The sequence below is a fragment of the Bacillus sp. TH13 genome (genome assembly GCF_016651175.1).
Lineage (GTDB): Bacteria > Bacillota > Bacilli > Bacillales > Bacillaceae_G > Bacillus_A > Bacillus_A thuringiensis_S.
The window spans coordinates 36,851-63,440 of record NZ_JAEKEJ010000022.1; the positions used below are offsets into that span (position 1 = coordinate 36,851).

Below are 26,590 nucleotides of genomic sequence, written 5' to 3' on the forward strand. Positions count from 1 at the left end.
ATTACTTCTGTGAAAATAAAAGCAACTATGAAAAATTGATTAATTATCAGGAGGGAGATTTATGAAGAGTCAATTATTAATTGTTGGAGCTGGACCAACTGGGTTAGTTTTAGCTATTGGACTTGTAAAGCAAGGAATCCCTTTTAGAATCATCGATAAAAATAAAGGGCCTGGAGAAGCTTCAAGAGCTTTGGCTGTACAAGCAAGAACATTAGAATTCTATCGGCAATTTGGATTTGCAGAACAAGTTGTGGAAAAAGGAATCAAATCAGTTAATATGAAATTTTATAGAAATACAACAATGAAGGCTACGGTCAACTTTGAGAATATGGGGAAAGGACAAAGCCCATATCCCTTTGTGTTGAGTTTTCCTCAAGATGAGCATGAACAGCTGCTAATCGACCAATTAGCAGCAAAAGGGGTCAATGTAGAATGGAACACAGAGCTTGTATCATTTCATCAGAAAAATGACCATGTTAACGTTATTACCATAAAAAATGGTGTGGAAGAAGAAAATATTTATGGCTATTTATGTGGATGCGATGGTGCACACAGTTCCGTCAGAAAAGGATTAAATTTGAATTTCCCTGGTGGCTCATATAAGCAAATGTTTTACGTAGCTGATGTGCAAACTCACAACCAAGAAAGTGCTGGGTTTCAAATGAGGCTCTTGAAAAACGGATTTGGGATTCTTATGCCAATTCGGACTGCTGGATCGTTACGCTTAATTGGAATAATACCTGAGGATTTGATGCACAAAGAAAATTTAGAAGCTGATTTTTCTTTAATTAAACCTTATATCCAAAAAAATATGGAATTAGAAATTACGAAAGTAAATTGGTATTCAACATATAAAGTACATCATAGAGTAAGTGAAAATTTTAGAAAAGGACGTGTTTTCATTGCAGGAGATGCTGCGCACATACATAGCCCAGCAGGAGGACAAGGAATGAATACAGGCATTGGTGATGCAATTAATTTATCATGGAAGCTTGGAGCAGTAATTCAAGGGAAAGCTAGTGAATCTATTCTAGATTCCTATGAACCAGAAAGAATGACATTTGCCAAACTTTTAGTAGCAACAACAGATAAAGTTTTTTCTTCAATTGTTGGTAACGGTAGGTTTGAAAAGTTCTCTCGGCAATACGTAATACCAATTATCTTTCCAAGGATGACTAGGTTTTCGATAGTTAGAAAGATGATGTTTAAAGTTATTTCACAAATAAGGATTAACTATCGAAATAGTCAACTTTCTAAAGGAAATACAGGTAAAATTCATGGAGGCGATCGTTTACCATGGATTCCTTTTGATGATACAGATAATTTTGCACCACTTGAATCTTTTGATTGGCAGTTACACGTATATGGAGATGTAGCCCCTAATTTTAGTAAGTTTGCAGAAGAAAATAACCTTCTTTTGTATACATTCCCTTATACTCAAAAGGTACAAAAAGCAGGTATTAAATTGGGATCTGCTTTTCTGATTAGACCTGACGGGTATATCGCATTAGCAGAGGAAACTCAAAATATAAATAGTCTGGAAGAGTACATTAGAAAGAACAAATTAAACCTTTAATATGCTATATAAAAAAGTCGGTTCCTAGAAACTCGATTTTTTCTTTGCCTTCTAATCGTATAAAGTTCTGCAAAATTGATTTAGCGTATATCTCCACTTAAATGTAAATAAAAGTAAGTTTATAACCTATTTTTACACGTATCTCGGCTGTACCCCTACTTATATTATAATTAAAAAATAAGACAAATACATTGAGAAAATTCAGAACGTATTGAATATTTATGTACCCTTATTTATAATTGATTATGAGTTGGAGTAGTAATCTGTCATCTGTTCCTTTTTCTAAAGAAGATTGATCTCAATCTTCTTTTTTTTGTTAGTTCCTCTTTCCTCGAAAAAGGAACAAGAATTACTTAAGAATTGTGGAAATAGATTGCTTGTAGATTAGATATTGCTTACCATGAACCATCATAAGAACTGTGAATTTATCCATTGCAAGGATCTGCCCACGTATTGGAACGCCATTCTGTAAAAATACAGTAATTTCCCCTTTTTTCTCTTTCAATTGCTCATACATATCTTCTTGTAAGTTATACATGAAATACGCCCACTATTTGTATCTACTTTTCTTTTAATGCTTGCTACTATACAACAATCGTATCACATTTAAATTTAAATACCGCTCTAGGTACATATTTCGCAAGAAATCTATCAAAAATATAAATAAAATGTCCATTTTACATGAAGTAGTACCCCTAAAAAGTAAAACTAAGTTCATTTTTTTTATAATTAGTAAAATAGACAGTTAAATATTCATATAAAAAACCCGTTATATCAGTACATACACATGATACAACGGGTTTTTATGGGTTTAACATTTTCTTAGTTTTGTAAAACTCATTATATCGTCTTCATATATAGGGATCGCCCCAATATTTCGCGGATTCTGTACGCTAAGACTATTTTTCGGTTAAATAGGGATTATTTGGTACTGGAAATTCGATGTTTTCTAAAATGTCAACTGGAATATTACTTTCACTAATGGGAAAAGTGCTCGTGGTTTGTAAAGGTATACCTTTACAAACCGCAGGGCCCTATCTATGAAACGTTGAAACATCAAGTTTACAAAGGTGATTCGAATTATTTTATAAACGTTTATTTTTAACTAACACCTTTATAAACGAAAATGGTATAATTATGGTAACAAATGTAAGGAGAATATAAAACGTGGCAAATATTTATGGATATATACGTGTAAGTACAAAAGAACAAAATGAACAACGTCAGTTACATAAGATGATGGAACGAGGAGTGGAAGCTCGACGCATTTTTGTCGATAAAGCAAGTGGACGAAATTTTGATCGCCCCCAATATCAATTATTAAGAAAAATATTGAGTCAAGGTGATATTGTGTACATAGATGCTTTGGATCGTATGGGGCGAAATTACGATGAAGTCATTTCAGAGTGGAAATACATAACAAGAGAATTACAAGCCGATATTGTTGTTTTAGAAAATGAAGCATTGTTTGATAGCCGGAAGTTTCGTGAAATGGGGGATATGGGCAGATTAATGGAGGATCAATTTTTATCTTTACTTTCTTATGTTGCAGATCAAGAGCGTAAAAAAATTCGTCAGCGACAAGCTGAGGGGATTGCGGTAGCTAAGTCACAAGGAAAACATTTAGGCCGTCCTCAGGTGAACCTTTCGACCTTAAGCAAACAACAAATGAATATAATAGAAGAAACTCATTCAAAATGGAAAAGTGGAGAAATAACTGCTGTTATGTTTATGGAAATGTTAGAGCTAAAGAAAAACACGTTTTATAAAATAATGAAGGAATATGAAGAGGCCAAATAAAACATATGAGCCTAATACTCCTTAGAGTAGGAGATTCGGATCACTTTATATTCCATTTTGCTTAACTTATATTTTCATTAAAACATTTTCGGTTCCCTAAATTATCTGATGGACTAGAACACGAAACGTCTCACTCCCCCCTTTATGTACAAATAAAAAGAAGAACCCAAAATGGATTCTTCTTTTATAAAATAGACTTTGAGAAATTATTAGAAGTCTTCCAAGAGACTCCGCCTTTTCAATGTACAATGAACTTCAACAATTACTAGCTATTACCTAAACATTGTTCTGTTTATGCTTTTTTCAAACCTTACCACCGAACTTATTCTATTACTTGTGTTTCCCAGCCATCATAACTAGTACTTGTTCCACTATATAAAATTGCTAACTTCGCCATGTGTTTTGTTTCTTCCCAAACCTTTTCTTTTGTTGGTATACAATTTTTCCCCACTATAAATACATAGTAACGTAACCCATCTTCTGAAAGTTGTTCAGATGGTTCATAAATATCATAACCTTTGACATGTAGTACCTCTGCAATTTTTTCTGCAATTTCTATAGTATCTACTAAAAAATAATGTTCTAGGTAATGTACCTTTGCTAAATTAGATCCTGCGTTCTTCAAAGCAGTTAGCGTTGCTATGTCCTGTTTTTCTCGTTCCTGTTTTTCATAAATTGTTTCTAACATTATAAATCTCCTTCAGACCAATTTATAGTGTATTTCTTCGACAAATCCATGTTTCTTTTCTAATTTGTCTTTTTCCTGTTAAATATTTCACTTTATATATTTTCATTTAGTTACAAAATTCATTTGATTTTATTTCTAAATTCATCTTGTATATTTTTGAATTCTTGTTCATATTTTTTTATTTTCTCAATATCTGTCTTTGAATTAAGAAAAGGTCTTTTTCTACCAATCATCATTATATCCTTTCCTTCTGTGGACTCCATGCGTACATATGGTTTGAAAAATTCACATTCTGTATTTTGTAATACGACCGATAATTTGGCGTATTCCTCCATAGGGAATTGATTGGATAAGTTTAATTTCTTAAGCTTTTTCAAATTCATTAATGGCTCTAAAGAATGATCTTTAACTTTAATATTCATTAAAGTTAATTCATTTAGTTCTACTAAATCACCGATTGGATCTAATGTTTTTACATTAAGAGTTTTCATTATTGCTCCTCCCAAAAAAAGACCTTCTAACTTCTTTCCATCTTTTATTGGCGATAAATCTTCTAATTTAGAGAAACCTTGTATCAATAGATAAGAAAGGTTGTTATTATAACTCAAATCCCATAAATCTGTATTCTTAGGATTCCAACCTAAATATAATCTTCTTAAATTAGACATTTTTTGTAGTTTCGATAAATTCTCTACCCTCATTTCATCGATATAGAGTATCTCTGGATTAACATACTCCATAATTTTATCAAACTGCGTTTGATTTACTGTAAAAATCCATAAATCCCTAATTTTTAATTCTCCTAATAGTTCTATATTCTTTGTTTTACCGCTAATAGCTAACTCTTTTACATCATGATTTATTCCAACTAAGTCTTTAACAATATTCGGTTGTTCACCTATCGGAAACATTAATTACACTCCTTCAAATATTACTTAAGTTCAACATTAATTAAATATAAATAAAATAAAACATTTTGAAAAATATCCCTCTAATTCTTTTAGAGGGATATTTTTCATGCCGCTCTGTTCAAAGCAAAAACAAAATTCTTACTTATTTCCACTTTTTATATTTCGCACGACTCTGCTGCATATAAAATTTATAATTTTTATTCTTTTTACTTACCGGTCTAATTGAATTTAATAATTTTTTCTTCCCACCATATTTCAAATAGAAGCGTTGTTCCATACCTCTTGCTTCAAAATAATTTAAATTACGTCTTACACGTGTAAATTTTAGGTCAGGATATTTTGCTTTATGTGCTAATTTTCTAGCAGCTGGATTAACGGTTCTTCCAACATATCTAACTTTACCTGCACTATTTTTCAAAACATACACGGTATGCCTTTTAGCCAAATGCTTAGCTGTTACACGCCCAGCATATCTCATAACATGTGGAGCAGCCATTCTAGCCCCATGTATAGCAAGTGGAGCAAACCATGCTAAATGACCATCAGGATCAATGTTCATCACGGGATTGTTATCAGCATATGTGTAGCCATTCATGGTAATTGGATCATCCTCATCACCTGGATCAGGATCTACTGATAAAAACACACCATGTTCTGGGTTATAGTAACGAGCAATTAAGTAATACATGCCAATTTCTTTATCATACATGTACCCTGCATATCCAAATGGATTGTCTGCTGCGATACCTTTTGCGTCACTCTTTAAGACGTTCCCCCATGCATCATATTCATAGTTTGCGACTACTTGTCCGGTTGCGTCTGTCATCGCTAAGACGTCACCACGTGGACTATAGTGATAGAATAACGTTTGTCCTTGTGATTTCATCGCTAGACGAGTACCGTCTATTGAGTATACATATTGACGAAGAACATTTCCACTTCCATCTGTTTCATATAACGGGTTGATGCTGTCACCGTCATAAAAGTAACGTGTAATTGCACCATTGACATTCTTTTCAATACGACGGTTATCATCATCATATTTGTATGTTGCGAACGGTTGACTTTCCCCTTTTTTCGTTATGGCAATCAGTTGGTCCGCTTCATTCCATGTATATGTGTATTTACCGTCAGATGTACGGTTCCCATTTGGGTCATACGTAAGAGATTCGTTTCCAAATTTGACAAGCTGATTTCCTTCGTTAAATGTTGCTGTAATTGATTTTGTTTCTTTTCCATTCTCTGTTACTTTTACACTTGTACGATTTCCAGGATGCAAAAGAAGTTACGTATAATCTTTCTAATTATATGTCCGATCAAACACATTATTATAGACATGTAAATGATTGGATTATAAAACAATTAGCAACTACTGAACCAATCACTAGTAAGAAAGTTTACGAACAAAGACTGTCAGATTTCTCTAATGAAATTAAAAACTTCGATACTTCTAAGTTAATAAATTCAGATGAAAAACCTAATTAACAGAAGGGCCCACTATAAGATGGGCCCTTTTAATTATTTACTCCATTTGAGTATCTGTTTAAGGTTCTGCTTTAAAGTTTATGAAACCTAAATAAACCTAAAAAATGAAGGAGAAATCAAATGCTTCCTACACCTTTGAACACGTAATGATAAACACCTAGTAATCTCATATGCACATACTGAGATCACTAGGTGTTTATAGGTTTAACATTTTGTATCCTTAAGGTACAGGACCTGATTAGAATATGTCCAAATTGTGTCTAAACGTACAATTTTCTTTTTTTGATATGGTGAGGCCTTATTGAAAACAAGATCAGTTACCCTGTACATAAATAGATATATTAGAGGTCCCGTCAATAAGATAAGAAATGTTGATGCTATCTCTACAAGGTTTTCACCACATCAAAAAACTACATAAAAAAGAGCCTGAATCCAGACTCTTTTTGTTTATTAATTTGGTCTAAATGAGGTTTCTACTCCTGGCATTACTTCATAATATTTCCAATCCAATGAATCAAAAAATCCTGTTTGAAAAATCGATAAAAAAAACACGGGGCTTCCTAAAGTGAATCCAAATAGTGAGTTTGAACCTTTTGTAACAAACCAAATTCCAAGTTCGACATTCCAAGAGATTCCGCCCAGTCCTGATTATTACCATCCTAATCCTGGTTCTATGAATTATAAATTAATTGATAGTTTTAAAGGGAATTCAAAACAGAGGATACTATAAGTGAGTATACGAAACAATTTCTTGCGGCGCTTATTCCAGGAGGTATATTAAAAAATCTGTGGGCTAGTGCTGCGGCTTCAGAATTATTTAACACATTTCATGATAAACCTTCAACAAGATATTACACAACTTATATTTATCAGGCGCAGGATGCGTATTGTTATTATGGAAAAGCTGTAGTTTATGTTTATTCTGATTCTGCAAGAACAAAACTAATGACTACAAAGGAACATTATTCAACAGTTTGGAAATAAAAAATGCACCCCAATTGTTAGGCTATGTCTAACGATTGGGGTGCATTTCGTATTTGGGACAGCTTTTTAAATTATTACGTAAATTAAAAAGGCTATATACATAATAACGACAAAAAGCGATTTATTTTTGTTTTTATGTAAATAAAGGAAAAACAAAAGGAAACAAAATACAGTAAATTCAAGAAAGATAAGAATAGCTAATTTATTTTGAAGTATGATTACAAATTTATTAATAATAGCTGTAATCACTGTGATGATTGCAAATATTTTACTCCATAACTGCAACTGTTGTTCATTAAACATGGTGTGTCCCCCTTTATAAAACTTCTGTTTGATTTATTGTAAGAATAACTTTTCACTATAAAATAACATAATATTCAGATTAATTTCGGTATTGCGTTTGGTGTTGGGGTTCAGCCGAGATACATGTAATTTCGGGTTATGTTGTGTATTTTATTTCCATTATTGGATTAAAATGTAATAAAAAGATGCTTTACTAATAATGTTACAAATATAACCGATAAACACCGTTTAGCAAAAAATGTATTACTATGACCTAGTTTTACATGTATCTCGGCTGACACCCCTTATTAAAAAAGCCCCATAGATCTTACACCTATGAGAGCTCCCTAAGGATATTTAGACTTTCGACTCTATTCTAGAGTAACAGGCTTTCGCCATACATGAGAAACATAATGATCCAAAAACTGACGATCATAACAAGAAATTCTTTAAACCTTTGCTGGAAGGAAATATGACCTTCTTCCATTCTACACACCCCTTTTCTCTATAACTTTATATATATTAAAATATTGAGGGAAGAAATCTGCCAATTTCTTTCCCAGACAGTCACAAATCTGTAACAACAACATCTTTTGGTTTTATGTAGCCTCCTCGTGGTTGTTTAACTTTAGAAATTCTCTGAGTAACTGGTACCATAAAAATACCTCTTTTTTTGTTTATTTTATTTTCTTTGATGGTTCTCTTTAAAAAAACTCAAAATAATTATTACAGTTTTGGTAATTGCTTTATGTAATGATGGTACAGCAATATTCTTACTTTTATTATACACCTAGTTTAGTTTTTAAACGATTTGAATATCACTTCTCATAAACTTGAATGTTTTAATTACAATATACATGTTAATTCTTCTACAATTGTATTGATATGTTTTTAATATAGATAAGTTGTATTTTTGAAATGAAAAATTCTACATTTTTAATTATGTCACAAAGTACAACTTTTTGACTTTATGTTTAAATTACGTATGAATTAAGCTTATTCCTTTGTTTAGGGATGGGAAAAGATACCCAAATAGTTAAGAGCCGGAGCGTGAGCTTCGACTCTTACAGAAAGTTATTTTTTATTGCAGATGTAATCTTCAGGTAATATATCTTTGTAACTAACAACTGAAGCTGATCTATGCACAGCTTCGTAGAATTTTTCATATACAAGTACAGCATCATCAATGGAACGGATTGAACCTGACTTGTTTTGGAAAAAAGCAATTGTTAAATCTTTTGCAATTTCTTTCTTATCCATAGCGTTATCTCCTCCTATCTTAGTTGATATAAACATTATACCAAATTAGGAGAGCAAAAGATAAATGGTGGTAAGGCTATGAATAAACAGAAGCGAGATGAATACGAACGAAAGAAAATTCTGTGAATCATAAAAGCTAGATGTGTACATGACAGCACAGATAAGGTTGAGGAAACATACTCACTCTAACAAATATAAAATGAGCCTTAAATGTGAAACTCAAGGCTCATTTTATAAAGATAGGGTCGAATTGAGGACCGTACAAACTAATAACACCAATTCGCAAAAAGATAACTTTTTAATCATTTAAATATTAAGTTAATAAAATGCAAAGTAGCAGGTGTTCCCATCAATACAACTGTTCCTAGATATTCCGATGCATGAAAGCATCAGAAAGGGGGGAGCACAATGCACCCGCTCGCTAAAACTAGCATCAAAAAAAGCCTCTACAGAAGCACAGGCCGGTTGTAACACAACGGTAATTACATTTTAACAGGATAGTTAGAAATTATCAAAAACAAATAAAAAACCGCTTTCTTTCTAAGAAGTTTTGGCTATTAACAATAAATATAAAAAAGCCCCCACCACCGCCAAGTAAGTAAGAGCTTTCCCAGATACATTATAAAAGAAAGGCTGATTCTAGGTTACAATTAGTTACCTAAAAACTCATCACAGCAAGAATATTTTATCACATTTAACTAAAAAATAAAAATCATTATAAAAACCAATGTGAATAAGCGATATAATGTCACTTGTAAATGATTTGGTATAGATAATTGTATTCCTTCACAAATTTGCTTCTTCAGTACATTTTGAATATCTATATTTATGGTTGTAGCTACATATATAATCTCTGGAATATATTTTGGGTTTTATTTCCGATTCATTCCAACCAATATAATAAAGGAGGAACTATTTAATGAATAAGAAATCTGTACATATAGAAATTGGTGACTCTATACAATTCCGTTATCGCCATGATTCTTCAGTAATACTAATGGATTCGGTAGTTAACGTATTAACTAATACCATTGTTGTAGATGTCTCCGATTTTTCAAAAGAAATTCCTGTGCTAGAAAATCGGCAACTAGTAAAGTTGGGGCAGTTTAAAAAATTCGAAAACAACATTTGCTCTTGACGCAATAATCCCCCTTATAACTAATCCCTCCAAAAATACAACTTATCTACATTCGACATATGTCAATTCAATTGTAGAAGATTTGAAATACATATTTTAAAGTTTAATTTAAATATAAATTGTTTTTTACATTAACATCCTCCCTCCCCAAAAAGGTACACTAAGAAATATTGGTTACTAATCTAAAATTATATTCAATTAAGCTAGCTACTCGATCATTTCCTTCATATTGATAGATTCATGATTCTTATTAAACTCATAGCGTAGCGTCCATAGATATTAATATGTTGCCATGCAACTGGAGAAATACACTTTAATACATCTGAACCTTGTTCATTCTCCTACATAGGGGTTCAGCCGAGATACATGTAATTTGGGTCCATAGGCTGCATTTATTTTCCATTATCTGATTATCGTGTAACAAAAAGGTATTTTAATAATAATGTTAGGGATTATTTTTTGATACAGTATTTTGTTACAGCTAGCTCAACGGTTAGGATATTTCATATTTTCAAATACAAAACGTAACAAAAACGAACATTTATGTTACAAATATCACCAATAAACAACGTTTGGTAAAAAATGTATTACTATGACCTAGTTTTACACGTATCTCGGCTGAACCCCCACTTCGCCCCTCACAATATCCTCAAACTTGATCTTCATTATCAATTGAATACCATTCAAAATAGTTTGCATCCCTTTCCAGTTTTTGTTATGATAAAAAAGAATTATTTTTGTTCGGTGTAAAGGATAGTATAAGTTTGACTTTTCGCCTTGATGATTACTTTGGGCAAGGATAGTAATAGGAGGCAACAAAAATGGAACAAGGTACAGTTAAATGGTTTAATGCAGAAAAAGGTTTCGGATTTATCGAGCGTGAAAATGGAGACGATGTATTTGTACACTTCTCTGCTATCCAAAGTGAAGGCTTCAAATCTTTAGACGAAGGTCAAAAAGTAACTTTTGCTGTTGAGCAAGGTGCTCGTGGCGCTCAAGCTGCTAACGTTCAAAAAGCTTAACAATAATCAAACATCTACAAAAAGATTCTTTAATTAGAATCTTTTTTTATTTCCTTAATTATAAAAAATAAATATATGGAGTAGGGAGGAAACATGAGACTACAAATTAAAAATAAAAGGCCAAATTTCAAAATCCCCTTAATTTTTCAGATTTCCTTAAATATAGCATTAGTTTTACTGGGTATCACATTATGCGTTTTGCTTGGTAAGGAAATCCTATATTTCATTAATATTTCTATTTTCAACCGAGGAATTCACAACGACTACATCCTTCTAGAAAGAATTTTAATTTTCTTTTTGTACTTTGAGTTTATCGCAATGATTGTTAAATATTTTTTAGAGGACTATCATTTCCCTTTACGTTATTTTCTTTATATTGGTATTACCGCTTTGATACGTCTAGTTATTGTAGAACATGACAACTCATTTGATACATTTTTGCACGCCTGCGCCATTCTAGTTTTAATTATCAGTTATTCGATTATGAATACTGCAAAGGCTCGCAGGCAGAATTCTTAGAACAAGGTACAGTTAAATGGTTTAATGCAGAAAAAGGTTTTTGCTTTATCGAACGTGAAAATGGAGACGATGTATTCGTACACTTCTCTGCTATCCAAAGTGAAGGCTTCAAATCTTTAGAAGAAGGTCAAAAAGTAACGTTTGACGTTGAGCAAGGTGCTCGTGAAACTCAAGCTGCTAACGTTCAAAAAGCTGCTTAATCTTAAATCGTTTATACAAACAGGCTCTTTATATAGGTCCTGTTTTTTTATGTTCTCTGTATAATACTCAATAAAAAAACCTACTCAACGTTCGAGTAGGGAGATGGTACAGGTAATGGAAAAAGATTTAAGGCTTCAAAGGTATAACATACTGGATTGATAATATAGGGGTAGCACCACATGCCCATCAAGCTAACAACGTAAATTACTAGATACGAAATGATTCTTGTTTCAAAACTAGTGAGTGATAGAATATTAGGCATGCCAAAGAAGCCTACTAAAACGCAATTTTTTCACTAGGCAGCTTCTCTATGCTTCATCGTTGTTTCATACACAACCCCTAGAATATCAAAGACGGTCATCTTCTTATACCGATGACATTTACGACCGTTCTTTTTGAGCAGCAGATAAAGGCGATGCAGAATTTTCAAAAGTTCTTCTGTGCCAACGGCTATCGCTTGAAACAGTAACGAAAAGTAATCTTTAATCATATAAATCGCTTTGTATTCACTCAGCTCCTGCTTTTTCTTTTCAAGCAGAAGCTGTCGCATTTGAAACATCGTAGAAGAACAGAGGAGAATGCCGATGAGTTGTCCATATAAATGGCACTCTAGGCGTTCTCTTTTAATATTTTTACATTCATCAATTTCAAAGAATGACTTCCACGTTTTAAATAAAATCTCAACCTGCCAACGAAGTGAATACAATGAATGCACGTAGTTCGTCGGTACTTCTTCTAGCGACGTGTTCGTGATATATACATTCATGCCCATTAAACGTTTACTTTTATCCTTCATGACAATGCCTTTCTTCTTTTCACGTATCGCTTGGTTTTTCAGGCGTGTTTGCGTTTGATCATCGGTTAAACGATGGATAATGACACGTGTTGGAAGCTTCTGATTTTGGCCAATGTATGCCTCAGGGATTTCCATCGTTTCACCAGGGGTTAGACCAAACATAATTTGTGTCATATCAAGCTGGATGTATTCTGTTTGCTTTTTTAATGTCCCATTTTTGAAGTATTTTGGCTTAAGGTTCTTGATATAAATACGTGTATTTAGCTTCAACCGCGAGATATAGTAAGCCTCTTTATCATGAATGGATTGTAAGTCTCCTAAATCAAAGTAACCAAGATCACGCAAACATAAATCGTCCGCTTCTACGGTTTCAAGGCAGATGGTACCGTATGTTTTATCATTATTCTTTCCTGGTCCAAGCTGTACGTTAAGAAATTGACCACTCAGTAAATCATATTCCAATTGGATTTTCACGCCTGCCGTATTACTACTTCCACCTGAACCTTGATAGTCAGTGGCGAAATGATCAGGCAGTTGAAACACTGTCGCATCTAAAATACGGATACGATTGAAAGTAGAAATCATGTGTGCAGAAAGCGATTGATTTGTACAGAGTTTTCGTGTGAGAAGAGAAGTAAAGACTTCTCGAAGAAATGCGACAGCTGCTGTATTAAAGCGTTGATTCAGTCCTTCTGGGATCATCAGTACCCCAGTGGAAGATTCTAATCGACTACACAATTGTGTAAGTGATGTGCTAGCTATTTCCTGACTGAGCCATACGCAAAGGGCAATGAGTTCGTTTGCTTGATACTTACTAGATCGTTGTACAAAACCAACTTGTTTGGCGATGTCTTGTAGGATTACTGGAGATAAAAAGTATTGTAGCTCTTGTGCGAAAAGATTTAGTTCATTTGAAATGATAGGATCCATCTTATTTATTTTTTCCCCGGTATCTTTTCACCTTAGCAATCGTCCCACAGGCCCTACCTTTTGGCCCACCCGCATACATGCTACACCAACGTTTACTTCCGTTCTTTGAATAATCATAAAAAACCCATTGACAATCAGGACAAGCTTTAAGACGTTGCCACTGATTTAATGCAATGCTTTCTACAATAATTGTTAGCATTTCATAAAGGAAGTCGTGTTTTTTCATTGGAGAGTATTGAATTGTATTCTGATCTATAAGGGCAACCTGAATAGGATTTCTAAGTAACCATTCGCTTAAATAACTTATATCATGATTTTCAACTGATTTTCGAATGTCATAACGAAGTTGATATAGGTTATCTAAGTTCTCACTAACATCAACATTAGAAAAGTTTTTCTTAATAAATGCTTCTAAGTTTTTTTCGTTTTTTAAATGATCTGTCGGTTGTCTTGTATCATTAGATATTTCCCAAGTATTTAAAAAGGTACGTATAATCTCCAATCTTCCTGGCGCTAATTGATTATGTTCCATGTTAACCACCTAACTATTTTAATGATTGACGTTATTTCTTCGTACTGATACGATTATAACACAATGTGTAACCACTTAAAGGTTTTAACAGTTAACAAAAGGAGGATTCTTACCATGACTACTCTCAAAATTCCTGTTTCCATCAGGATATTGCTTGCAGCTGTTCTATTCATGAGTACGGGAAGTTTCATGATAATGCCCTTTTTCGCTATTTATTTAACAGATAGTCTACATTTTTCTCCTTTAGAATTAGGAACGGTATTGACTACAATTTTAATTTCACAACGTGGGTTATCAGTCATTACAGGATTTATCGGTGATCGAGGAAGTCATACCATACATGTATTGTTAGGTGTTATCGTAAGGGGATTAGGTTTTTGGTTATTTGTCTATGCGGGGGATTTTTGGTTTATAGTATTATCTTCTTTTTGTATTGGCCTCGGAGGAGCACTATTTGATCCCTCAGTAACAGCCTTTTTTGCTTCCCAAAAGGAAGAATTGAGAAAAAAAACGTTTACTTATTTTAATCAAATGCTGAATGCAGGAGTTATTATAGGACCAGCAATTGGAGCATTACTAGTCAAGATGAATCCCATATACCCCTTTGTCATAGCTGGTATTTCTATGATGATATTAGCATTTGCTGTTTTTGTATATCGTAAACAATACCCGGAAACTATTAAGGACAATAAAAATATATCGGAAAGTGTAAAGTATGCATTTTCTAACACACTATTCTTAACTTTCATAGGTGTTATGATTCTGTTTTGGATTATGTTCGCTCAATTAAATATTTCATTTCCGATTAAAGCCTATGCATTATCTAGAAATAAAGAATTAGTAAGTTCTATTTTTATCGTAAATGGAATCTCTGGGCTAATATTCATGTTTTTCTTACGAAAATTATTTATCAAGACGAATCCCATAGTAATGGTTAAAGTAGGGGTTTTAATTATGGGAACATCTATAGCTATGATCCCTTTTATTCCGTCTATATATTGGATGCTATGTTGCATCTTCCTTTATACATTGGGGGAAACACTGGCTTTACCAGGTGGAGAAATGGCGGTAGCTCAATTTAGTACCAATAGACCTGCTGGATTATTTTTTGGAATGTTTCAAACCTCCTGGGCATTGGGGGGATCTATAGGAAATTATTTTGGTGCATGGTTAAATAAATTTAATCATACATATTGGGCGTGGTTTATTTATTTTTTAATAGGAATTCTTGCCTTCATATTATTCCACCTTATTCATAGAAAGATGGAAACTAAAAAAGAATCATTTCAACTACATGCTCATCAACAATAACTACCGTATTATAGATATAAAATTTTTGTTGATGTCATCGGTAGAATGGCAGAATTATGCCCATTTAATCAACAACTTTATTCTTATGATCCTGTCAAATTGCCATCAAGTTAAGAAGTTCATTGTTACCCAAAACGAAAAAAACGAGTTGAATCCTCATAGACAAGTGTGGAGAGATAAAATTTTCGTTTTAGGGTCACTTCAAAATATTAGCTTGATGGGCATGGGGTAGCACCACACATCCATCAACTTAAGAATTTTATAACACCCCAAAACAAAAAGTCATGAGCTAACGAGCCCATGACTTTTTATATGCTATATCACAAATAATCTGGGAACACTTTACAGCCCTTTTCTTGCTCCATATCATGTCCAAAGAAAATAATCGGATTTTCTTTCCTAACAACATCTTTTAAACGTTTTATTGAAGATAAAGCTAAATCCGAATCAAATCCAGCAAACGGTACTTCATCTTCAAAGTTTTCTTTCGTATATGATGCATCAATAGTTAGTAACACTGAACCTGATTTTTCCGTCTCAATTAATAATGACTGATGCCCTGGCGTATGTCCCGGTGTATATATTAATTGCACACCTGGCACTACTTCATAATCCCCTTCAATGATTTTATAGTTTAAATTCGGCAATATACATTCTTTCAAATATTCCTCTCTGTGGAGTGCTACCTCATATTCAGCACGCTGTACAATAATTGGTGTATTTGTAAAAACGCCATTTCCTCCTGCATGATCAAAATGCAAGTGAGAACTAATGATATAAAGAAGATCTTCTGGCTCATATCCGGCACGCTTTAAAATATTTACGATACTATCGTTCTCATTCATTTTAGGTAAAACTTGTCCTTCAACAAATGTACCTTTAAAAAGATTCTCATTATTAAGAGCACTTTCTGGCATACCTGTATCTACTAAAATAAGTCCCTCTTCTGTCTCCAAAAGATAACACCAAACAGGTAAGTTTAGTAGTTTACCCGGTGTAAGTGTACTATTAACTGAAGAATGATCCAACATACAACGACCTGCTGGGAGGAAATAAAGCTTCTTTACTGTCATTATGTATCCACCTTTACAAATAATTTAGGATAAAACAATACAATATAATATTTCGCTTATTAGAAATAAACTCCTTCTCACCTTTCATTATTTCAACCATTATTTTTTCAATTGTTCACAACTTTTCATTACAAATTCAGTGATACTGGAAAGCCTATGCAGGAATTCAGTCCGCCTTTAGGCATAGGATAAAAGTGTCAACTTTCCGTAGAAAAGTTAACGTCAAGTAACTCCAAAATATATAATAAAGGTTGATTTTAGAGTTACTTTTCCACATTGGAATATCTTGTCTTATTCCCCTTTTTCGGTGGATGGGCAAAAACACCCTAATTCTAGAAATTCATTAGTTTCCATAAAACCAAACTTCTTATACACTGGTCTACCCATTTTTGAAGCCCCAAGCCATATTTGTGAGATACCTGAAATCTTAACTTCATCAACTAATTTAGTTAACAGCTTTGTTGCGATTCCTTGCCCACGATAATTTTCATTAGTATACATATTTGTGATATAAGCCTTTTTTCCAGTCTTATTGGTGTAACAAGGTGGAAATTCATAAAAAATTACTGCACCACAAGCTATAGTTTCTTCATTATCTTCCACTAGCCATTGAATTAAAGTACCTTCACTTAGTTTATTTTTAAAGAAAGCATATAGTTCTCTACCAATATCTATATTAGGTTCTATCCCCTCATCAACTAATTGCTTTTTTCTTAACTCGACCAATTTATCAATATCATCGATATTTGCTTTGCGATATTTCAACTTTTCACAACTCCTTTATAAAATTACAACTGACCAGCCCCATAGCATAATTAATTCTCATCATTTTACCATTGGTTCTTATTAAACTAAACTGCCATTAAGTTATTTGGGGTATTTGCTCTTCTTTGCTTAATGGGGTCACCATATCATCCAAATGTTTTCCATCACACTAGAAAAACTTAAGGTGTGATTCGCTAGATTTTAAATTATTTTGTAACTCATGACTATTAACCGCAAATACTTGATTTACCTCGCAATGTAATTCTCCATTTTTCTCCCATTTGTGTTCAACTAATCCAAGAAAATTATTTACTGTGCATTTAATGCCTAATTCTTCTTAAATCTCTCTTATCAATGCATCTTTTGCACTCTCTCCAAATTTAATATGACCGCCTGGTAAAAAAGTATTTGTATATCCTCTAGCTTGTCCTTGCGGTTTATCAAAAACCACTTTTAATGCTTGAAATAACATTGATGACATTTGCAGCATCTTGTTTTGTTCGTTTGTTAACGCTACTGGATATAGCACTCCACCCTTGCAATACATTAGAACTACACCTCCTTTCATTTCCACATTCTTCCCTTTACTAGGAAAAATGGATATGATATAATAACAGCTCATAATCTTTCGACTTTTCGAAAAACGCCCCGTCTCCCAACTGGGCGTTTTTTCATTTTTAATAACCAAACGGTCTTAGGGATAAGGCTGTTTTTTATTTGGTTTTGATAATTTCTAACTATCCTGTTAAAATGTAATCACCGTTGTTTTACAACCGGCTTGTGCTTCTGTACGGGCTTTTTTTGATGCTAGTTTTAGCTAGCGGATGCATTTTGTATGCACCCTTTGAATATCCAGGAACAGATGCATTAGTGGTGGCACCTGCCACTTTAGTTTTTTGTTAACATAATATTCAGATATTTTATAATTTGTCTTATATGTGAATTTGTGGTATTATTATTTTGTAAGGTCGCCAATTCGACCTTACCCTTAAAAAATGAGTCTTGAGCTTCACACTCAAGGCTCATTTTTATTTAGGTTGAGTGATATACTTTTACCAACGGTGTTTCTATGTCGTCACAACCCTTAGTTAATTCATTGATTCTTTCTAAATAAAGCCTGCGCCAATTCAACTTTGTTTGTCATCTTTGTTCCTCCTTCATAATCCGTTTATCTATCCGCTCCATTAGAGGTAGAACCCCACCTCCATCAACTTAAGGTATATTTTTATACAAAACACAGTCTTTTCACGTAGTATTTTATTATTGTTTATAGATGTTATAAAAGTAGGCATATTAAATAAACCCTGACGGGTTTGAATTTTTTTACTATGCTACCTGATGAGTAGAAGTGATATACTCATAGACAACACCTAAAATATCAAAGACTGTCTTTTTCTCGTATCGATGAGAGATTTTCGTTCGTTGCGCTGTAGGAGGTTAAGCAGACGAAGGAGAAACTTTGATAGCTCTTGGGTGTTTTTTTGTAATGCTTAGTGAAAATTGAAAAATAATCTTTAATTATGTACATCGTTTTATATTCACTTAGCTCTTTCTGTTTCTTACGTAAGAGGAGTTCTCTCATCTTAAACATTGTCGAAGAAGTTGTTTTTGCCCATCCCCTCGAAGGGATGGGCAAAGAAATCCAAATTTAAAATATGCATTTTAAATCTTCTACAATCGTATTGACATATGTTAGATGTAGATAAATTGTATTTTTGAAAGGAATTAGTTATAAGGGGAAATTATTGCGCTAAGAACAAATCTTGTTTACAAATTTTTTCAAACTGCCCCAACTTTACTAGTTGCCGATTTTCTAGTCCAGGGATCTTATTTGAAGAATCTGAGACATCCACAATAATGGTATTAGTTAATACATTAACTACCGAACCAATTAGTGTTACTGACGAATCATGACGATAACGGAATTGTACAGAATCACCAATTTTTACATTTACAGATTTTTTATTCATCAAATAGTTCCTCCTCAATTATATAGGTTGAAAGACATTAGAATTAAAACCCAAAATATATTCCAGAGATTATATATGTAGCTACAACCATAAAAATAGATATTTCAAATGTACCGAAGAAGCAAATTTGTGAGGTAATACAATTATCTATAAACCATTTACAAGTGACATTATATCGCTTATTTAAATTGGTTTTTATAATAATTTTCTTTTTTAGTTAAATATGATAAAATATTCTTGCTGTGATGAGTTTTTAGGTAGCTAATTGTAATCTAAAATCAGCCTTTCTTTTATAATGTATCTGGAAAACCCCTTACTTACTTGGCGGTGGTGGGGGCTTTTTTATGTCTATTTTTAATGGGTATTTCTTGTGGTTTATAGATCCCTAATTCTTTTGAAATCCGTATACTTCAGTCATAACCCCTTTAGTCAGAAGCCATGTATTCCCTGACTTCTTGACTAACCCTAATTCTACTTAATTTTTTAATTTACCGCGTACACAAGACGATCTCACGGTACCTTTTTCCAATCCCCACTTCTGTTCGGCTTCACTTGCTGTAAAAACATTGAAAAGTGGGGAGTTTAAAAAACTTTTTCTACAGAATTCTTCTTATCGGTCATTATATTCCCCCTCTCCAATCACGAAAACGTGATTTTCTGTATTTCTATACTATCAAGTTTTCGTGATTAATCAATAATATTTCTGAAAATTATTTCTGTTAATTTCGACAAAAAAGCACATAACCTAAATAGATTATGTGCGTAATAAAAATTTTCTTTTTAAGAAATGCTTATATACTTGGAATTGGTTAATTAGTGGATTTATATGCTAGGGGTATAGACCATATAATTTGTTTACACATTATAGCTATTTGATATATCTATATGGGGTCACCCACCCCCAAAAGAAAATTGTACGTTTAAACATGAAATTGACACATTTCGATTAGTTCTCTGTACGTTAAGGAATTAGTTTGTATATTTGAGGAGATGTACAAGAAGGTGTAAACATAAGGTAATCCAATATATTTCCATTCAGATATGATAGAATGGAAATATATCCGAAACGGAGGAACAAAAAATGAACTCAAACACAAAACAGTTTATTTATGATATCCAGCAAAGAAAGAACAATTATATAGAAAATGTATTAATAGCAATACAACACCCTAAAAAAGAGCAATCTGAACACGTCATTCAAAATATAGTAGAGAAGATGGATATGATGATTAGTCTAGTTACTACGTACATGAGGATTGAAACGGGATCTACGGAAGAATTAAAAGAACTGCAGAAAGAAATTATTCATGCTCAAGCATATATACAAAAACGAAAATTTGAAGAAACACAGAGATAAAACCCTGTGTTTTTATTTGGTCGTCTATGAAACCAATTTGTTATAAATCAAATTAGATGTAATTTGATCATTGTTTTGGCATAACCCATACAATTTGTTGAATGCGTACAATATATGGTACTGTATCTTCAATAAGCAAATGATCTGGTTTCACATCCTTTAGCTCTCCCCTTACATTGCCTCTTACAGTTTCAATAACCACATGTTTACCAATTATCGATTGTAATGTCTGATATACGTAGGGATTAGGTACACTTACCCTATTTTGTTCACTAAAATCATTTCCCTCTAAATAACTCATTCTATAAGACTCCTTTCTAACTTACATTCTTTCTCTTAATATATGATGTAAATCTTTTAAATATGCTAGAAGGATAATTCATTATAGGAACGAAACTAACATTTTAATAAGGTTCCTTTTGCTAGTTAATAGGTGATGGTATAAGGATATTTTGAATGTACATTCAGGTTGTTCTTTTCAAAATATGTATTATTTTAAATATGCCCTTTATTAGCATACTGCTCATACTTTTTTTGAGATTCTTTCGTAATACGTGCGTTCAGTAAAATCGCTACCAACAAAAACACTCCATATTCCCCCCCTGTAGCTCCTACGATAATTACACTACTACAAACAAGTACAATTAATAGGAGCAACGAAACTAAAGAAATCCGTTCATAGTTCTTTGACATCTTCTCGTATTTTATGCGTTGTTTCCTTGCATACATCTAAATTCCTCCTTAAAATTATCAATTTTCCTATAAAATAAATCTCGCCCTTAAAAAGAAAACAATCTATCGGTTCAAATAATTAGATTTTTTAAGCAACTAATTTATATAACATAAAAAGAAACCCTACCAATATTAAGCTTACCACTATGATAATACCGATCCTCTCCTTCCTTTTAACCCCAATACATTAGATGAAAGTTATGTATATCCCATATTAGCTGCAGCAAACAAAAAGGATCATCCCTTTTCGTAAAGGATCATCCTTTTCTTGATTCAACAATTTTTAGGTATTCTTGATTAATTAAAATAACAGCCGGTCCATCTACAAGAATCCCACCAACTTCAATTTTTTCATAAGACTCAACCTTAACAGAAGTAATCCCTTTCCGCTTCTTTAACTCGTTACTTAATTCTTGCGTTCGCATGTGTTTCATATCTTCACTCTTTCTTATTGTTTCATGTAATTTTATTATGTGAAATAAATTGTAAAAATGGGGTCTAGTTCCAGAAATCCCATCATTTTTTATCGTTGACCATATATTTAGATGTTACCAACTCGCGTATCTCTCTTATGAAAAGAAGCTAAACAATTACGATTCACTGTCTCAGTACATGTAAGAAATTCTTACAGATTGAGATGAGATTGATTGTGTTTTCTTCTAGAAATAATGACTTAGATATATATATACCTAAAACAATGAAAGCCCTACCTCTCTTTCATCCTTACGGCTCCTTGGCCGTGCCAGTGTGAATCAGGACTGCAAAAATCAAGTGACTATTTGATCGAGTTATTTGATGAAAGTTCGAACCTTCATAAAAGAAATTTTAAAATAAAAATGGATTAGATTGAAGTAATAACAAAAGAGGTTTCTACTCTAAAAGTGAGTTGAAGAAGTTGAATGTCTTTGAAATGATTTACTTTTAATAATCATCATATTCCCCGAAAATTCAGGATATTTTCGGGAGATGTCATACATTATCTATAATGAACCTTAACAGAAACTTTTTATTTGATTTTCAGTAATCCCTTTAATTAATCCTAGTTCACTAATCAAAAATCCATGTGCGTTATCCAACATCTTTTTGTCGCTTGTATTCAGTGCTTTTTCTTTCTTCATACGCATTAAATCACGTACAACTTCAGCACCTTCTTGTATTTCACCCGTTTTTATTTTGTCCGTGTTCACTTTATACCTTTGTTTCCACGGTAGTAATTCATCTGATTCTCCATGCTGAAAAATGTGTATAATGTGTTTTAATGCAAGTATATCAGTAACTGGTCGTATACTCGAACTCAATATTTTTCCCGTAGGAATCATGACTTGCATATTACGGATTGACATTTTTATCACATAATACTGTTGTTTTTCCCCTGAAAATTCTTTTTCTTCTATGGCTTCAATTATACCTGCTCCGTGCATTGGATAAACAATGTTATCGCCAATTTGAAACATATAATCCACCTCCATATATGGTAACCTTCTTAACCTTAACATATATTTGTTTTTTTATCAAATATTTTATAATATCATAAAAACATTTTTATCGTCAACTGATTTTTAACAAAAATTAAATTAAGTAAAAAACACCCCCAAAACAATAAGGAGTGTGTCAGATTTCCCATAAAGGGAAGGCGAATTTCCCCGCTTATATTCTGAAATCTCTACTCATTAACGTAGATCAGTTTTCCCTTGAAAACGACCAAATCGATCCCGTATTTTTTTCAATCTTGTGTGGTATTCCAAAATCTCAATTCTTGCTTTTTCAGCTAAAGGTGCAATTGGTCGTAAGTCTTTTAACCCCCAATACTCAACCACTACATCAAGTACTTGATCAAAATATTGTAGTGGTCCATAATTCGCTTCTTTTGCAATCACAGCCATTCTATTTTCAAAATCAGGCATGACAGCACCTGGCATTTTAAAATTCCTAATCACATTGGCAATATGGTAACAATAATTTGGTTCCAATTCTAAATGTATTCGAATAACGTCTCGATAAAACGCATAATGAAGTGTTTCATCTTTTGCAAGACGGCGTAATAATGTAGCAAGATCCGGATCATGCTTATTTGCAACCTTAGCGACATTATTGTAAAACACCATCGTTGCAAGTTCTTGTAGCGTCGTATACGTCATGGCTTCGATTGGTGTATGAAAATCAGGCTCAAATCCACCCTCAACGACTGACTTTCTTAATTCATGTATTCGCTTAGGATTCACACTTCGAGTGAGTAGTAAATATGTCTCCAATAAATTCGAATGTTGATCCTCTTCTGAGGTCCAAGTATGAATGAAGTCTGTAATAACAGAAAGAGATCCTTTAAAAGTCGCAGATAAATACGTTGTAAACCATGGCAAATTCACTTCTGTTAATAAAGCTGTTTCAATAGCCGTAATTACGCCAGAAGGAAGAGTAACTTGACTTTCATCCCAAGGAACTCTTTTAAAGTCCATTCCCTTATCCCATGGTAAAAACTCATGATAACCCCAGTCTATCTTCTGCGCTCTTATTTTATGTTGTTCATACAGTTCTTTTAAACGTGGTTCTAATCGGAAATCCAAATCATTTGTTAGCATATATAAGTGCCCCCTTTTCTTATCATAGATAGTCATCCTATTTTTACATTCATTTTTATCCTTAAAAATTTTCTACAAATAAATATTACTTTCCTTTTTTTAAGTCCAACATAATAAATTTGTAAAAAAACTCCTTAAGAGCGCTATGTTTTTATAGGATTTTTTTATTATAAAGGGGACCGTTACATCTATTTTCTTTTTTTATAAAATAGATACTGAGGCATACAATATGTTAGTTAGCCTAAATAAAGAAACTAACCTCAGTAAATACAGAATAACATTCATGGATGAAGATACTCGTCATGTTATAAATCTTCGTGAGTGTAAAAAGGTGCATGCTTATAAAGAATCGCTTTATAATAAAGATAGATAGTGTTTTATACACACTAACAACTTATTTAGATGTAAATCCAATATATTAGATTAAGCACTTGAAAACCAAATACAGTGGATGAGATAGCCTTACACGACAAATCCCAACTAGAACAATGTACATTGGCTATGTATGGTGGGTTAGACCAAATTTTGTTATACAACAAAAAAGGGAAGAGGCGATAAACATGCAGTCAACGGAAGCGCATATGAAGGAAAAACAACGTAGAGAAAAAATAGAAATTATATTTAGCCACAGGGTAAAAGGAGAAAGTTATTTTCACGGCTCTTCCTATCAATGGAAAAACATTGTATATCAAAATTATAATAGAATACAACAAAAAGAGTTGGAAGTTGAACAACTCATTTCAAAAATGGAAAAAGCAGGGGTTCGCTTTACGCAGCACCGTTCACTCATATACTATCCCGTCATTGATTTTGTAAAATATATAGCCAAGATTTATAAGGAACCCCTCGAAATACAGTAATCATATTGAAAATAAACCTTTATAAAAGGTTTATTTTCAATACTCTTCGGTTTTGTTATAATATCAACCATAACGTATTATATTCGTTTGTATATTTTCATATTTTGGGGATTTTATTACACAAAAAGACAACTCTTAATTGGTGTTGTCTTTTATTTTTTTCGATATACACAATACTATTCTGATACAAAAACATCAAGGTTCTTACAACCAAAGAAAAAGTAGGATTTCTAATAAGAGAGATCCTACTTTATTTCCTCATATTCCTTCATTATTTTATGAAACGTATTTTCTTTAGCTCTAACATTTGCATAAACATAGTAGCTGTTATTTCGCCACTTTTCCATTTAGAATAAGTTTCTTCTATATATGCATTTGTTGTTTGCTTAGGGTTGAAAGGTTCACCTGAGGACGTCCTAAATTAGCTACAGCAATCCCCTCCGCTCGTCACTGATTGATTTTTTTACGCTCTTGATCTGCAACATAGGAAAGCAAAGATAAAAATTGATCTTCAATCAACCGACCCATGTCACACATTTCACGAAACTTACGGCTATCGAATAAAGTTTCATTTTCTAACAGGGGTATGTATAGCAATGATTATCATAAAGAAATAATGACCTTAATGTCTTTTCTTTACCTTGACATTTATTACAAAAAATGTTATTATTAAAATGAATTATTTTTGTTCGGTGTAACGGATTTGTAACTTTTCACCTTTATGATCACTGAGAGCAAGGATAGTATTACATTGTGTGTGTTTACACACTAGGAGGCAATACAAATGGAAAAAGGTAATGTAAAATGGTTTAATGGCGAAAAAGGCTTCGGATTCATCGAACGTGAAGGTGGAGACGATGTATTCGTTCATTTCTCAGCGATTCAAGGCGAAGGTTACAAAACTTTAGAAGAAGGTCAAGCAGTGACTTTTGATTTGGAGCAAGGTCAACGTGGACCTCAAGCTTCAAACGTACGTAAAGCTGCTTAATTTTACAAAGTGGGGAAGGCAGGCTCTTTTATGGGAGTCTGCTTTTCTTTTTTCTGTGAAACTAACCCCCCCACTCGTAAAGGACATGAAAACAGTAAATCAAATGGTTAACCAAGTCTAGCATATAATTACGGATTATCCTAATTTAATTTTTGAGCTACTCAACTTCTAAGCCTTTTTTCTAGCATAAAAGTACCTCCTAAATGAAAATTCTCTTTCTCTACAGTTAGTTATTTTGAGAAGTCAGCTCATTTTTTGTTTTGGGGATGTTTACATTCCTTAAGTTGATGGGCATGGGTTCACTCATACACTATCCCGTCATTGATTTGTTAAATATATAGCTAAGGTTTATAAGGAAACCATTGAAATACAATAACCATGATTATATTTTAAAAATAAATAATTATATTCAAAGAAAACCTTTACAAAAAGTTTATTTTTGAACATTGTTAACAAAAATCCCAATAGCTCATTCAAATATTTTTTTATTCAAAATACTATTCGTTTTTGTTATAATAATAACCATAACGTATTATATTCGTTTTTATATCTTCAGATTTTTTAAAATTTATTACACAAAAAGACAGCTCTTAATTAGAGTTGTCTTTTATTTTTCTCGATATATAATACTGTTCTGGTGCAAAAACTCCAGGATTCTTACAGCCAGGGAAAAGCTGGATTTTTAATAGGAAAGATGCTACTTTTTTCTCTCATATTCCTTCATTATTTTATAAAACGTATTTTTCTTTAGCTCTAACATTTCCATAAATATAATAGCTGTTATTCCCCACTTTTCCATTTAGAATAAGTTTCTTCTATATTAATTATGAT

25 protein-coding genes and 7 pseudogenes are annotated in these 26,590 nt (G+C 32.7%); 12 read left to right on the forward strand and 20 right to left on the reverse strand.

Annotated features, from left to right (window positions below):
- The first annotated feature begins 61 nt into the window (after positions 1 to 61).
- On the forward strand, positions 62 to 1,576 hold the full coding sequence (locus JFU02_RS07435) for an FAD-dependent monooxygenase (RefSeq protein WP_201070522.1): 1,515 nt from the start codon (positions 62 to 64) through the stop codon (positions 1,574 to 1,576).
- A 349-nt stretch (positions 1,577 to 1,925) separates the two neighbouring features.
- On the opposite strand, the gene hfq is transcribed toward JFU02_RS07435, so the two are convergent.
- A complete protein-coding gene (gene hfq / locus JFU02_RS07440; protein ID WP_131229258.1) occupies positions 1,926 to 2,114 on the reverse strand; it encodes an RNA chaperone Hfq in 189 nt (62 codons plus the stop codon).
- A gap of 629 nt (positions 2,115 to 2,743) precedes the next feature.
- Between hfq and JFU02_RS07445 the strand changes: the two genes are divergently transcribed.
- Positions 2,744 to 3,376, forward strand: a complete 633-nt coding sequence (locus JFU02_RS07445) for a recombinase family protein (RefSeq protein ID WP_201070524.1) — start codon at positions 2,744 to 2,746, stop codon at positions 3,374 to 3,376.
- Positions 3,377 to 3,698: 322 nt separating this feature from the next.
- Here the strand turns inward: JFU02_RS07445 and JFU02_RS07450 are convergent, their stop codons facing one another.
- The 3 genes and pseudogenes from JFU02_RS07450 to JFU02_RS07460 form a co-directional block, all read right to left on the reverse strand.
- A complete protein-coding gene (locus JFU02_RS07450) occupies positions 3,699 to 4,064 on the reverse strand; it encodes a ribonuclease E inhibitor RraB (protein ID WP_201070527.1) in 366 nt (121 codons plus the stop codon).
- A gap of 119 nt (positions 4,065 to 4,183) precedes the next feature.
- Positions 4,184 to 4,975, reverse strand: coding sequence for a leucine-rich repeat domain-containing protein (locus tag JFU02_RS07455; RefSeq protein ID WP_201070530.1), 792 nt, complete (start codon positions 4,973 to 4,975; stop codon positions 4,184 to 4,186).
- 142 nt (positions 4,976 to 5,117) lie between these two features.
- Positions 5,118 to 6,245, reverse strand: a pseudogene (locus JFU02_RS07460) (RHS repeat domain-containing protein); the annotation flags it as partial.
- Here JFU02_RS07460 and JFU02_RS32595 point away from each other — a divergent pair.
- Together JFU02_RS32595 and JFU02_RS07465 are read left to right on the forward strand one after the other, a co-directional pair.
- Positions 6,233 to 6,460 (forward strand): annotated as a pseudogene (locus JFU02_RS32595) (hypothetical protein); the annotation flags it as partial. The pseudogenes JFU02_RS07460 and JFU02_RS32595 overlap by 13 nt on opposite strands.
- 565 nt (positions 6,461 to 7,025) lie before the next feature.
- Positions 7,026 to 7,190: a hypothetical protein gene (locus JFU02_RS07465; RefSeq protein ID WP_201070531.1), complete on the forward strand. Its 165-nt coding sequence runs from the start codon at positions 7,026 to 7,028 to the stop codon at positions 7,188 to 7,190.
- Between the two features lie 320 nt (positions 7,191 to 7,510).
- Here JFU02_RS07465 and JFU02_RS07470 read toward each other — a convergent pair whose 3' ends face one another.
- Together JFU02_RS07470 and JFU02_RS07475 are read right to left on the reverse strand one after the other, a co-directional pair.
- Positions 7,511 to 7,747 (reverse strand): hypothetical protein, encoded by a 237-nt coding sequence (locus JFU02_RS07470; protein ID WP_201070532.1) that lies wholly within the window; start codon positions 7,745 to 7,747, stop codon positions 7,511 to 7,513.
- A gap of 1,053 nt (positions 7,748 to 8,800) precedes the next feature.
- Positions 8,801 to 8,986 carry a hypothetical protein gene (locus JFU02_RS07475; protein WP_201070533.1) on the reverse strand — a complete coding sequence of 62 codons (186 nt, stop codon included), beginning with the start codon at positions 8,984 to 8,986 and terminating at the stop codon, positions 8,801 to 8,803.
- A gap of 919 nt (positions 8,987 to 9,905) precedes the next feature.
- Between JFU02_RS07475 and JFU02_RS07480 the strand changes: the two are divergent.
- The 4 genes and pseudogenes from JFU02_RS07480 to JFU02_RS07495 form a co-directional block, all read left to right on the forward strand.
- A pseudogene (locus tag JFU02_RS07480) lies at positions 9,906 to 10,132 on the forward strand (methyltransferase).
- Positions 10,133 to 10,945: 813 nt separating this feature from the next.
- Positions 10,946 to 11,146: a cold shock protein CspC gene (gene cspC / locus JFU02_RS07485; protein ID WP_107135145.1), complete on the forward strand. Its 201-nt coding sequence runs from the start codon at positions 10,946 to 10,948 to the stop codon at positions 11,144 to 11,146.
- Positions 11,147 to 11,239: 93 nt separating this feature from the next.
- Positions 11,240 to 11,665 (forward strand): phosphate-starvation-inducible protein PsiE, encoded by a 426-nt coding sequence (gene psiE, locus JFU02_RS07490; protein ID WP_201070534.1) that lies wholly within the window; start codon positions 11,240 to 11,242, stop codon positions 11,663 to 11,665.
- Positions 11,662 to 11,865: pseudogene (locus JFU02_RS07495) on the forward strand (cold-shock protein); the annotation flags it as partial. The gene psiE and the pseudogene JFU02_RS07495, both read left to right, overlap by 4 nt.
- 296 nt (positions 11,866 to 12,161) lie before the next feature.
- On the opposite strand, the gene JFU02_RS07500 reads toward JFU02_RS07495, so the two are convergent.
- Positions 12,162 to 13,592 carry an IS4 family transposase gene (locus JFU02_RS07500; protein ID WP_201070535.1) on the reverse strand — a complete coding sequence of 477 codons (1,431 nt, stop codon included), beginning with the start codon at positions 13,590 to 13,592 and terminating at the stop codon, positions 12,162 to 12,164.
- 1 nt (position 13,593) lies between these two features.
- Positions 13,594 to 14,124: a CGNR zinc finger domain-containing protein gene (locus JFU02_RS07505; RefSeq protein WP_201070536.1), complete on the reverse strand. Its 531-nt coding sequence runs from the start codon at positions 14,122 to 14,124 to the stop codon at positions 13,594 to 13,596.
- Between the two features lie 114 nt (positions 14,125 to 14,238).
- Between JFU02_RS07505 and JFU02_RS07510 the strand changes: the two genes are divergently transcribed.
- Positions 14,239 to 15,435, forward strand: a complete 1,197-nt coding sequence (locus JFU02_RS07510; protein WP_201070538.1) for an MFS transporter — start codon at positions 14,239 to 14,241, stop codon at positions 15,433 to 15,435.
- Between the two features lie 320 nt (positions 15,436 to 15,755).
- Here JFU02_RS07510 and aiiA read toward each other — a convergent pair whose 3' ends face one another.
- From aiiA to JFU02_RS07535, 5 genes and pseudogenes are all read right to left on the reverse strand, one after another.
- Positions 15,756 to 16,508, reverse strand: a complete 753-nt coding sequence (gene aiiA, locus JFU02_RS07515; protein WP_064472735.1) for a quorum-quenching N-acyl homoserine lactonase AiiA — start codon at positions 16,506 to 16,508, stop codon at positions 15,756 to 15,758.
- A 291-nt stretch (positions 16,509 to 16,799) separates the two neighbouring features.
- Positions 16,800 to 17,273: a GNAT family N-acetyltransferase gene (locus tag JFU02_RS07520; RefSeq protein WP_103945659.1), complete on the reverse strand. Its 474-nt coding sequence runs from the start codon at positions 17,271 to 17,273 to the stop codon at positions 16,800 to 16,802.
- A 337-nt stretch (positions 17,274 to 17,610) separates the two neighbouring features.
- A complete protein-coding gene (locus JFU02_RS32065; RefSeq protein WP_242488069.1) occupies positions 17,611 to 17,820 on the reverse strand; it encodes a hypothetical protein in 210 nt (69 codons plus the stop codon).
- A gap of 779 nt (positions 17,821 to 18,599) precedes the next feature.
- Positions 18,600 to 18,873 (reverse strand): annotated as a pseudogene (locus JFU02_RS07530) (IS4 family transposase); the annotation flags it as partial.
- 142 nt (positions 18,874 to 19,015) lie between these two features.
- The gene (locus tag JFU02_RS07535) at positions 19,016 to 19,243 is read right to left on the reverse strand and encodes a methyltransferase (RefSeq protein ID WP_201070539.1); all 228 of its coding nucleotides are present in this window, start codon (positions 19,241 to 19,243) and stop codon (positions 19,016 to 19,018) included.
- A gap of 1,081 nt (positions 19,244 to 20,324) precedes the next feature.
- Here JFU02_RS07535 and JFU02_RS07540 point away from each other — a divergent pair.
- Complete coding sequence (locus JFU02_RS07540) at positions 20,325 to 20,600, forward strand: hypothetical protein (RefSeq protein WP_103945657.1); 276 nt, start codon at positions 20,325 to 20,327, stop codon at positions 20,598 to 20,600.
- Between the two features lie 67 nt (positions 20,601 to 20,667).
- On the opposite strand, the gene JFU02_RS07545 is transcribed toward JFU02_RS07540, so the two are convergent.
- The 5 genes from JFU02_RS07545 to JFU02_RS07565 form a co-directional block, all read right to left on the reverse strand.
- A complete protein-coding gene (locus JFU02_RS07545; protein WP_103945656.1) occupies positions 20,668 to 20,901 on the reverse strand; it encodes a YuzF family protein in 234 nt (77 codons plus the stop codon).
- A gap of 194 nt (positions 20,902 to 21,095) precedes the next feature.
- On the reverse strand, positions 21,096 to 21,329 hold the full coding sequence (locus tag JFU02_RS07550; RefSeq protein WP_201070540.1) for a hypothetical protein: 234 nt from the start codon (positions 21,327 to 21,329) through the stop codon (positions 21,096 to 21,098).
- A gap of 260 nt (positions 21,330 to 21,589) precedes the next feature.
- A complete protein-coding gene (locus JFU02_RS07555; RefSeq protein ID WP_201070544.1) occupies positions 21,590 to 21,766 on the reverse strand; it encodes a BC1881 family protein in 177 nt (58 codons plus the stop codon).
- Between the two features lie 558 nt (positions 21,767 to 22,324).
- Positions 22,325 to 22,786: a CarD family transcriptional regulator gene (locus tag JFU02_RS07560; protein ID WP_201070546.1), complete on the reverse strand. Its 462-nt coding sequence runs from the start codon at positions 22,784 to 22,786 to the stop codon at positions 22,325 to 22,327.
- 216 nt (positions 22,787 to 23,002) lie between these two features.
- Positions 23,003 to 23,911: an acyl-ACP desaturase gene (locus JFU02_RS07565; protein ID WP_103945653.1), complete on the reverse strand. Its 909-nt coding sequence runs from the start codon at positions 23,909 to 23,911 to the stop codon at positions 23,003 to 23,005.
- Positions 23,912 to 24,471: 560 nt separating this feature from the next.
- Here JFU02_RS07565 and JFU02_RS07570 point away from each other — a divergent pair.
- Positions 24,472 to 24,771: a hypothetical protein gene (locus tag JFU02_RS07570; RefSeq protein ID WP_103945652.1), complete on the forward strand. Its 300-nt coding sequence runs from the start codon at positions 24,472 to 24,474 to the stop codon at positions 24,769 to 24,771.
- Positions 24,772 to 25,016: 245 nt separating this feature from the next.
- Here JFU02_RS07570 and JFU02_RS31810 read toward each other — a convergent pair.
- Positions 25,017 to 25,359 (reverse strand): annotated as a pseudogene (locus tag JFU02_RS31810) (recombinase family protein); the annotation flags it as partial.
- 196 nt (positions 25,360 to 25,555) lie between these two features.
- On the opposite strand from JFU02_RS31810, the gene JFU02_RS07580 reads away from it, so the two are divergent.
- Positions 25,556 to 25,759 (forward strand): cold-shock protein, encoded by a 204-nt coding sequence (locus JFU02_RS07580; protein WP_044784723.1) that lies wholly within the window; start codon positions 25,556 to 25,558, stop codon positions 25,757 to 25,759.
- A 697-nt stretch (positions 25,760 to 26,456) separates the two neighbouring features.
- Here JFU02_RS07580 and JFU02_RS32070 read toward each other — a convergent pair.
- Positions 26,457 to 26,578 (reverse strand): annotated as a pseudogene (locus JFU02_RS32070) (recombinase family protein); the annotation flags it as partial.
- Positions 26,579 to 26,590: the final 12 nt, after the last annotated feature.